General features: G+C 67.0%; 8 protein-coding genes, 1 tRNA gene and 1 pseudogene. 4 read left to right on the top strand and 6 right to left on the bottom strand.

Annotated elements, in window-relative coordinates:
* A pseudogene (locus ACJASC_RS13165) lies at window positions 1-511 on the top strand (hypothetical protein); the annotation flags it as partial.
* A 237-nt stretch (window positions 512-748) separates the two neighbouring features.
* Window positions 749-2,506, top strand: a complete 1,758-nt coding sequence (locus ACJASC_RS13160) for a purine-cytosine permease family protein (protein ID WP_415146437.1) — start codon at window positions 749-751, stop codon at window positions 2,504-2,506.
* 323 nt (window positions 2,507-2,829) lie between these two features.
* On the opposite strand, the gene ACJASC_RS13155 is transcribed toward ACJASC_RS13160, so the two are convergent.
* Window positions 2,830-3,126: a hypothetical protein gene (locus ACJASC_RS13155; protein ID WP_415146436.1), complete on the bottom strand. Its 297-nt coding sequence runs from the start codon at window positions 3,124-3,126 to the stop codon at window positions 2,830-2,832.
* Window positions 3,127-3,472: 346 nt separating this feature from the next.
* Here ACJASC_RS13155 and ACJASC_RS13150 point away from each other — a divergent pair.
* Window positions 3,473-3,549 (top strand) — tRNA-Arg (locus ACJASC_RS13150).
* Between the two features lie 168 nt (window positions 3,550-3,717).
* On the opposite strand, the gene ACJASC_RS13145 is transcribed toward ACJASC_RS13150, so the two are convergent.
* Window positions 3,718-3,933, bottom strand: coding sequence for a hypothetical protein (locus tag ACJASC_RS13145; RefSeq protein ID WP_021694786.1), 216 nt, complete (start codon window positions 3,931-3,933; stop codon window positions 3,718-3,720).
* Window positions 3,934-4,148: 215 nt separating this feature from the next.
* Between ACJASC_RS13145 and ACJASC_RS13140 the strand changes: the two genes are divergently transcribed.
* A complete protein-coding gene (locus tag ACJASC_RS13140; protein WP_415146435.1) occupies window positions 4,149-4,883 on the top strand; it encodes a hypothetical protein in 735 nt (244 codons plus the stop codon).
* 4 nt (window positions 4,884-4,887) lie between these two features.
* Here the strand turns inward: ACJASC_RS13140 and pcaD are convergent, their stop codons facing one another.
* Genes pcaD through ACJASC_RS13120 form a run of 4 tightly spaced genes read right to left on the bottom strand, consistent with a single transcriptional unit; the run spans window position 4,888 to window position 8,202 of the window.
* Window positions 4,888-5,697, bottom strand: a complete 810-nt coding sequence (gene pcaD / locus ACJASC_RS13135) for a 3-oxoadipate enol-lactonase (RefSeq protein WP_415146434.1) — start codon at window positions 5,695-5,697, stop codon at window positions 4,888-4,890.
* On the bottom strand, window positions 5,694-6,686 hold the full coding sequence (locus tag ACJASC_RS13130) for a threonine ammonia-lyase (RefSeq protein WP_415146433.1): 993 nt from the start codon (window positions 6,684-6,686) through the stop codon (window positions 5,694-5,696). Before ACJASC_RS13130 ends, pcaD begins: the two co-directional genes overlap by 4 nt.
* Window positions 6,683-7,525 carry an alpha/beta fold hydrolase gene (locus ACJASC_RS13125; protein ID WP_415146432.1) on the bottom strand — a complete coding sequence of 281 codons (843 nt, stop codon included), beginning with the start codon at window positions 7,523-7,525 and terminating at the stop codon, window positions 6,683-6,685. Before ACJASC_RS13125 ends, ACJASC_RS13130 begins: the two co-directional genes overlap by 4 nt.
* Window positions 7,525-8,202: a haloacid dehalogenase type II gene (locus ACJASC_RS13120; protein ID WP_021694791.1), complete on the bottom strand. Its 678-nt coding sequence runs from the start codon at window positions 8,200-8,202 to the stop codon at window positions 7,525-7,527. The genes ACJASC_RS13125 and ACJASC_RS13120 overlap by 1 nt, the downstream gene beginning before the upstream one ends.
* Between the last annotated feature and the right edge of the window lie 157 nt (window positions 8,203-8,359).

The raw sequence follows: 8,359 nt of genomic DNA, 5'->3' as shown, positions 1-8,359 counted from the left end.
CGCAGCGCCGCATTGTAGTCGGACCAGTTCGTCGTGCGGTAGCGGGTCGGGAAAGGCTTTGGCATACCCTCGACCTAACCCTCAGGATGCGCTCGGTGAATCCCCCTCACCGAGATGTGCAACAGCGTCCTTCTTCGCGACCTTTCCACAGCTTGAAGACATCCGCTTCACTCATGCCTGGAGCGGGCCGATCGCGCTGACCACCCGCATGGCCTTGCATTTCCAGAGCTATTACGGCGGCAAGGGGCTCTATCCGGGCGGCTATTCAGGCTTTGGCGTTTCGGCCTCGCGGTTCGGCGCGCGGATCGGGCTGGCGCGGCTCGACGATGCGGACGATCCCGATCCGGCTCTCGAATTTGCGCGGACCATGCCCGCTCCGATTCCGCCCGAGCCGCTGCGCACGATCGGCGACCGGGTGACGATGCACGCGCTCAACACCGTCGACGCCAAAGGGGGCTGGCGACGCAGCTGGATCGATTTCGTCGGGCGCCTCGGATTTCCGTTGAGCTGAGGGCTCATGTGCGCACCGTTCTGATGAAGAGATTTGCCCCTTGGCGGGAGGGGGAGGCATCGACCCGTGTCCGAGGCCCGCCCATGAAATGCGGCCTTGTCGAAGCGCACAAGATATGGGCGTTCGCCTTGGCGAAAGCCGAGGGATTCACGAGCAGCGCCACAACCGCTGGTACATGGGTCGCCCAGTCGCTAGAAGGCCCGAAAATCGCGGGCCGACCAGAAAAGAACGGGTGACATGGCAAATACCTCAGCCAAGCTGCGGCAAACCATAGCGGGTATGGACGACGAACAGCTTCCGGTGCCACGGCATCGTCTGCACGGGCCGGGGCATTTCCTCGGCCTCTATGCGGCCGAACACGTGGCGGCGACGGAATTCGTGATCGGCGCGGCCTTCGTGGCGCTCGGTGCCACGATCAACGACATCCTGATCGGCCTGCTGATCGGCAATCTGCTCGCGGTGCTGAGCTTCTGGCTGATCACCGCGCCGATTGCCGTGAAGACCCGGCTCAGCCTCTACACCTATCTCGAACAGAACATGGGTGAGCTGTTCTCACGTCTCTATAACGGGGCCAACGTGCTGATCTTCGTGGTCATTTCGGCGGCGATGATCACCGTCTCGGCCACCGCGCTGAGGGTGCTCTTCGGGGTGCCGCCACAGGACATGCCCTATCCAACGAGCGCGTCCTTCGTGCTGATCGCCGCATCGGCCAGCGTGATCGCCGTGCTGGTGGCCTATTACGGCTTCAACGTGCTCAGCGAATTTGCCTCGATCTGCGCGCCGTGGCTGATGGTGATGTTCACGGCGGGCGGCATGGTGCTGATCCCGGCCCTGAACGACGCGTTGACCGGCCAGACCGTGCTGGCGAGCTTTGGGGACTTCGTGGATCTGGCGGGGGCGACGGTGTTCACCGGCACCAACGCCGAGGGCGAGCCGGGGATCGGCATCTGGGAGGTGATCGGTTTCGCTTGGGCCGCGAACACATTCGCCCATTTCGGCCTGATCGACATGGCGCTGCTGCGCTATGCCCGCAAGAAGCGCTATGGCCTGTGCACGGCGACCGGCATGATGTTCGGCCACTATGTCGCGTGGATCTCCGCCGCGCTGATGGGCGCGGCCACCGCCGCCTTCATGCAGACTTCGATCGCGGTCGTGTCGCCGGGCGACGTCGCTTACCTCGCGCTCGGGGCCAGCGGCTTCGTCATCGTCATCGTCGCCGGCTGGACCACCGCGAACTCCAACCTCTATCGCGCGGGCCTCGCCGCGCAGGCGGTTTTTCCCAACACCTCGCGCACCAAGGTGACGCTGATCGTGGGCGCCGTGGTGGTCGTGGGCAGCTGCTTCCCGATCATCTATCGCAGCTTCCTGCCGCTTCTGACCTATGCGGGCCTGCTGCTGGTGCCCGTGGGCGGCATCGTCTTCGCCGAGCAGCATTTGTTCCCGCGCATGGGGATGAAGACCTATTGGCACAAGCTGCGCGGGGCGCATCAGAACGTTCCGGCGATCGTCACATGGGGCGTGGCGCTTGTCTTCGGCTTCGGGTTGAACCTGATCGACCTGTTCCCCTTCTATTACCTCTTCGTGCCGACATGGATCCTGTCGGTGCTGCTCTACGCTTGGCTGGCAAAGCGCGCCGGGGCGGATGGCGACTGGCCGGAGGCCGAAGCCCAACTCGCGGCGTTCGACGAGGCGGTGAAGGAGCATCACCGGGAGCTGGCGCTGCGCGAAGCCATCGAGCCCTTCAAGGACACCAGCCTTCTGACCAAGATCATCCGGGCGGTCTGGATCGTGATCGGCCTCGTCGTTCCGGCGGTGCTGGCTTGGCGGGTGCTGTTCAACAGCCCCGATCTGGCGGCGTACTACCTGAACCGGGAGCTTTTCTACAGCCTGACCATCTGGTGCACAGTGATCTACTTCACCTTCGCATGGTGGGATCTGCAGCGTTCCAAGGGGCCGCGGCGGGCGGCCACTTCGGCGGAAATTCCGGCTGAGTGAAACGGACATGAGGTAAGGCGCGACCGGCGGGAGAGCCTTACTTCCGCCGGTTGGGCTGGGACTCCAGTCCGCCCCGGTCGGGGAAGCGGTGGTCGCAAACCTTGAGCTTTCGCGGCCCCTGGATTGTAGGGGCGCAAGGCAGCGGCATCTTTGATGAATGTGTGAAAGTCCCGTCGGCGGTCAGGGCGCGGAACTGCTGTCTTGATGGAGCGCCACGAACCCGCCCGACCGCCAGCAAGGCAGGTGCATGGCACCAAGGCGTGTCGTCCACGCCGGTCACGAACCGCGGGCATCGTGGCGCCGCGCGGCTCGCGAAACAAGGCTCAGAGCGAGAGGGCGGCGCGGTTGTCGGCCGGGGGTGCGGCGCGCAGTGGCGCGGCGGGCCGGTTCGGCAGGTCGCCGATCACCATGGCATCGGCTCCGAAATCGTCCTGCGCCTCAGCGGCGATCCTGCGGGCCTCTTCGATCGTCTCGGCGGGCTTGCGCCACAAGAACTCGTTCTTGCCCTTGGCGACCCGGCGCGCGACCACGTCGTATTCGGTTGCGGCCTTGAACTTGGTCCTGAGCCGGAGCCCGGTTTCGGTGCAGTGAAGCGGAACGATTTCGATCGAATGGGTCATCGGATATTCATGCGTTGTTTCGGATGCGCCATCCTTAACCCAAGCGATGCCAAGTTGTAACCGTCGCGCCGATCAAGCCCGCAAAGGTGTGACACAAGCTTGAAAAGCGATGTGTGCAAAGATCGGCTAGAGCGGCCCGTACCACGGATGAAACAGGGCCCTGCCGGGGCTATTCGAGGATAGAAGCACCGGGGTCGTGCCGATTTTGGGGACAGCCTCCGCTCGCACTGAAAGACGGGCGAAATGGCACCTTGAGTCGTAAGGGGAATTTGCGCATCTTCGCGCCGATCCGCAGCGAGTCGGGTCTTGCCCGTATCGTGACCCATCCGGGTCTCTGGCGGGCCGCGGTCCCATAGCTCAACTGGATAGAGCAGCTGACTTCTAATCAGCAGGTTCGGGGTTCGAGTCCTCGTGGGATCGCCATATCACTTCCATTCGGACCGTCCGCTGTCCCGATGCGGGGGAGATGTGTTCTCCGACGAAGCGCGTACCTCGTCGGAGGGCCATGGCCGAACATAGGTGACCGGCGGGGCCGCCTCCGAATGTAGATACGATTTTCGAAAGATGCTCAGCGCGCGGTCGCGGCTCGTGTCAGCGCGGCTCCTGCTTCAGCCGGGCGGCGCGCAGCGCTGCGATCTTGGCATTGCGGTTTTCGGTTTCGGCATCGAGGATGGCGCGGGCGGCGCGGGTGGTCACGTCGCCCTTGGTCTCGGCGACGGGGGCGGGGGCGGGGCGACCGGGGGCGCTGCCTGCGGCCTTGGTCATGCGGGCTTCGAGGTCGGCAAAGGTCGATTCAAGGGCGTTCATGGTCTGTCCTTTGGTCAGGCATCCGGGACGCAGGCGAGACGACCGCGTCGTATGACACATATGCCGCCATTCCGACTCGGCAAGGTCTCGCGCATTCGCCGCGATGTCGCAGCCAGACGCGTCGTACCCTCGAATAGGGCTGTGGAGTCGCGCGGGCGCGGTGTAGAAGCGAGCCCGGACGCGGCATCAAGACCAACCCCACGAGGACAGAGCAGATGATCAAGCAAGCATTCAAAACAGCGGCGCTGATAGGGGTTGGCCTGACCCTTGCGGGTGGCGCTCAGGCGCAGGGTTTCGCGGGGGGCACCCTCGCGATCGAGACGTCGGCCTTCTTCGAGGAAGGCGATGTCGGCTACACGACCTATTCGGGCGGGTTGCAATTCGACCTCGGGCTCGGCTTTGGCACCGAGATCAACCTCGCCTCCTACGGCTTTTCGGGCTTTGGCGCGGATGGCAGCAACGTGACGCTGCACGCGCTTTACGACTTTGGCCCTCTTTTGGCCTTTGGCGACGCCAATCTCGGCGCCTTCATCGGCCGCGACGGTTATGAGGATGGCGATGCCGAGATCTTCGGCGTCGAGGCCTCGGGCGAGATCTACGGCCTTCGTGCGGAGGGCTATCTCGCGCGGCATGACGGCGATCTGGGCCGGATCAACCTCGCCGGGATCTCGGCGCAATACGACATCACCCCGCAGATTTTCGCGATGGGCGATCTCGGCCTTGCCGATGGCGAGGGCGACGCCGAGCTTCTGCGCGCGGCGCTGGGTGGCGGCTACCAGATCGACGGTGGCCCGCGGCTGTGGGGCGAGCTGGGGCGCATCGACGCCGAGGAGGGTGCCTTCACAGGGGACGAGACCTACCTCGCCATCGGTGCCGAGATCAATTTTGGCCCCAACTCCGGCACCAGCTTCGGCTCGCGTAGCCTGTTCGACATAGTGCCGGGGCTCTGAGACCTCAGGGCGCGGCTTGGGCCGCGCCCGCATGGCCTGTGGCGCGCAGGAATCGCGTCACATGGTCGGCCCAGTCACCGGGACGCTCCACGGGTGGCAGATGTCCGGCGCGGCGGATGATCTCGAACCGCGCGCCGGGGATCAGATCGACCGTTTCACGCGCGAGATCGGCAGGCACCGAACGGTCCTCGGACCCCGCGAGCCCCAGCACCGGCAGGCGCAGCCCAGAGGTCGGCGTCCAGAAATCGGTGCCCGACACGGCGGCGCATCCGCCGATGTAACCCTCGACCGACATCGCCCCCAGCACCCGCCGTGCCCTTGCGGCCACGGCCCCGTGGCGTGCGTCGCGCCCGAGCCAGCGGTCGAGCACCGCCTCGGACTGCGCGGCGAGACCGCTGCGGCGGATCACGGCGATCCGCTCCTCCCAGATCTTCGGCGTGCCGATCTTGGCCGCGGTGTTCGACAGCACGAGGCCCCGCACGAGATCGAGCCGCTTGATCGCCAGCCCTTGCGCCACCATGCCGCCGAGCGATAGCCCCGCAAAGACCGTGTCCGTCAGCCCATGCGCCTCGATCACCGCCTCGGCGTCCGAGACCATTTGACCCATGGTATAGGGCGCGTCGGGCGCGTCCGAGCCGCCGTGGCCGCGCAGATCATAGCGCAGCACCCGGATGTCGCCGGGCAGCAGCGGCAGCACCTCGTCCCACAGCGTCATGTCCATGCCGAGGCCATGCGCCAGCACCAAAGCGGGCGCGTGATCCGGCCCCTCGATCCGGGTGGAGAGACGGCAGCCGTCGCGCGCCTCGACGATCATGCCGCGGTCCCCGGCGCCTCGAGCGTCTGCAACGCGCGCGCGTAGAGCGCGCCATCGACATTGCCGCCGGTGGCGACGGCGATCACCGCGTCGCCGACGATGTCTCGCGGCCGGAACAGTGCCGCGGCGAGCGCCACCGCACCGCCCGGCTCGATCACCACCCGCAGGTGCCGGAACGCCAGCGCCATGGCGCGCAGCACCTCTTCCTCGGTCACCGCAAGGCCGGGGCCGCAAAGGCGGTTCAGAATCGGGAAGGTGAGATTGCCCGGCTGCGGCGTGACGATGGCATCGCAGATCGAGCCGCCGAGGCGGTCGTTGCGACGGATCTCTCCAGCCGCAATGCTGCGCGCCACGTCGTCGAAACTTTCGGGCTCGGCAGTGCGCACCCGCAATCCCGGCGCCTCGGCCTCGAGCGCCAGCGCCACGCCCGACGTCAGCCCGCCGCCGCCGCAGCAGACCAGCACATCGGCCTCGGTCACGCCCGCTCGCGCTGCCTGTTCGGCAAGCTCCAGCCCCAGCGTGCCCTGACCCGCGATGACCAATGCGTCGTCGAAGGGCTTAATCAACGTCAGCCCGCGCGCCTCGGCCAACTCCGCACCTAGGGCGTCGCGGTCGTCGCGTTCCCGGTCGAAGAGCACCACCTCGGCCCCGAGCGCCCGCGTGTTGTCGATCTTGGCGCGAGGCGCGTCTTTTGGCATCAGGATCACCGCCGGGACGCCGTGTTCGCGCGCGGCATGGGCCACGCCCTGCGCATGGTTGCCTGAAGAGAAGGCGATGACGCCGCGCGCGCGGATCTGCGGCGCGATGGCCGAGACCGCCGACCAGCCGCCCCTCGCCTTGAACGAGCCGGTGATCTGCAGGCATTCGGCCTTGAGCAGGACGCGCCGTCCGGCGATCTCGTCGAGCGCGGGCGCCGACAGGAGCGGCGTGCGCCGCAGGTTGTTGCCGATGCGGTCGCGCGCGGCGCGGATCATGTCGATATCGCTCAAGCCCTGTCTCCCTCGAAGGGCCGGCAGCGCGCCAGCCAGTCGTTCAATGCCGCGAGCGCCTCCGGCTCGTCAAGAAAGGGGACATGGCCACGCCCCGGCACCTCGGCATAGATCATCCCGGGGTTGCGGCGGCGCATCTCTTCGGCCGTCTTTGCGGTCAGAAGCTCCGAATTGGCACCCCGGATCAGCGCCACGGGCAGCGGCGAGAGCGCTTCGAACAGCGGCCAGAGATCGGGAGCGGGCTGCACCGCGCCGCCCAACACCGCATCGCGCAGCGCCGGGTCGTAGCGCAGCGTCAGCCCTTGGGGTGTCTGATCGTAATGCGCCCGGACCTCGGCGAGCCAGCGCGCCTGCGGCACGTTCTCAAAGCCGGCCCATGTCCGGGCGCGAAACTGCGCGGCCTCCTCCCATGTCGCCTGCGCGGGTGGCAGGCCGAGATACCCCTTGATCGTCTCGAGGCCCGCTGGCGCGATCTCGGGGCCGATGTCGTTGAGCGCCACCCCGATCAGCCGCTCCTTCACGGTCGCGGCAAGCGCCATGGCGATGAGCCCGCCACGCGAGGTGCCAAGGATCGCCGCGCGCGCCAGCCCCAGATGCGCCATCAGCGCCAGCACGTCGCGCGCCTCCTGCCGCACCGTGTAGCTGGCCGGATCGGCCCAGTCGGAGAGGCCGCGCCCGCGGTAATCGGGCCGGATCAGTCGGATTCCCGCCAGATGCGGCGCCACGTGGTCGAAATCGGCCGCGTTGCGCGACAGGCCGGGCAGGCACAGGAGCGGCAGGCCCTCGCCCTCGTCGAGATAGTGCAGCCGAACGCCGTCCTCGGCCCGGAACTCCGGCATCAGGCGAATTCCGCGATATGGGTCAGGTTGGGCAGCACATGGGTCGGGCGCGACCAGAGCCTGTCGCGTGGCTCGTCATGGCGGTTCACCCAAGCGGTGATGAAGCCGTAGCCCGTCGCCCCGGCGATGTCCCAGAAGTTGGAGCTAACGAAGAGCACCTCGTTCTTCTCGCAACCGAAACGCTGGCCCACGAGATCGTAGACCCGCGCGTCGGGCTTGTAGACCCCGGCCGCCTCGGCCGAGAGCACCGCGTCGAGGCTGCCGCCGATGCCGGCGCTCTCGACCGCGCGGTCGAGCATCTCGGGCGCGCCGTTCGACAGGATCGCGACGTTGCGACCCTTGGCCTTGAGGTCGGCCAGCACCTCGCGCGCCTCGGGATAGGCGGGCAGGGTGTCATAGAGCGCCAGCAGCCGGGCGCGGAGGTCCGGGTCCGACAGCCCCGCCTTTTCCAGCGTCCATGTCAGCGCGTCGGCGGTGACATGGCCGAAATCGATGTGATGCCCCGCGATGCTGCGCAGCCATGTGTATTCGAGCTGCTTGGTGCGCCAGTCGCGCGAGACCTGCTCCCAGCTTTCTGCCAGAGCCTCGCCGCCCGGCTCGGCGCTGGCGATGCGGGCCGCGCCGGCCACGTCGAAGATCGTGCCATAGGCGTCGAAGACGATTGTGCTGATGGTCATGTAATCCCCCCTGTGGTGACGAGGCTGGCATGCCTCGCCTCCGGGTAAAAGGCTTCTCGGGGCGATCGGGTTGCGAACCGGGCTCAGTCTTCCTACCTTGGGGGGGACCGACGAGGAGCACCCGCAGTTGCGGCCTCCAGCCATTCACCCCAAGATC

Source organism: Limimaricola cinnabarinus, from assembly GCF_047631075.1.
Lineage (GTDB): Bacteria > Pseudomonadota > Alphaproteobacteria > Rhodobacterales > Rhodobacteraceae > Limimaricola > Limimaricola cinnabarinus.
This window is presented reverse-complemented; position numbering and strand designations above follow the sequence as displayed.

Bases quoted from the DNA above. Each gene is read 5' to 3' on its own strand.
- ACJASC_RS13140 (WP_415146435.1), top strand. From the start codon at position 4,149: ATGATCAAGCAAGCATTCAAAACAGCGGCGCTGATAGGGGTTGGCCTG.
- ACJASC_RS13125 (WP_415146432.1), bottom strand. From the start codon at position 7,525: ATGCCGGAGTTCCGGGCCGAGGACGGCGTTCGGCTGCACTATCTCGAC.
- ACJASC_RS13155 (WP_415146436.1), bottom strand. From the start codon at position 3,126: ATGACCCATTCGATCGAAATCGTTCCGCTTCACTGCACCGAAACCGGG.
- ACJASC_RS13120 (WP_021694791.1), bottom strand. From the start codon at position 8,202: ATGACCATCAGCACAATCGTCTTCGACGCCTATGGCACGATCTTCGAC.
- ACJASC_RS13145 (WP_021694786.1), bottom strand. From the start codon at position 3,933: ATGAACGCCCTTGAATCGACCTTTGCCGACCTCGAAGCCCGCATGACC.
- pcaD (WP_415146434.1), bottom strand. From the start codon at position 5,697: ATGATCGTCGAGGCGCGCGACGGCTGCCGTCTCTCCACCCGGATCGAG.
- ACJASC_RS13160 (WP_415146437.1), top strand. From the start codon at position 749: ATGGCAAATACCTCAGCCAAGCTGCGGCAAACCATAGCGGGTATGGAC.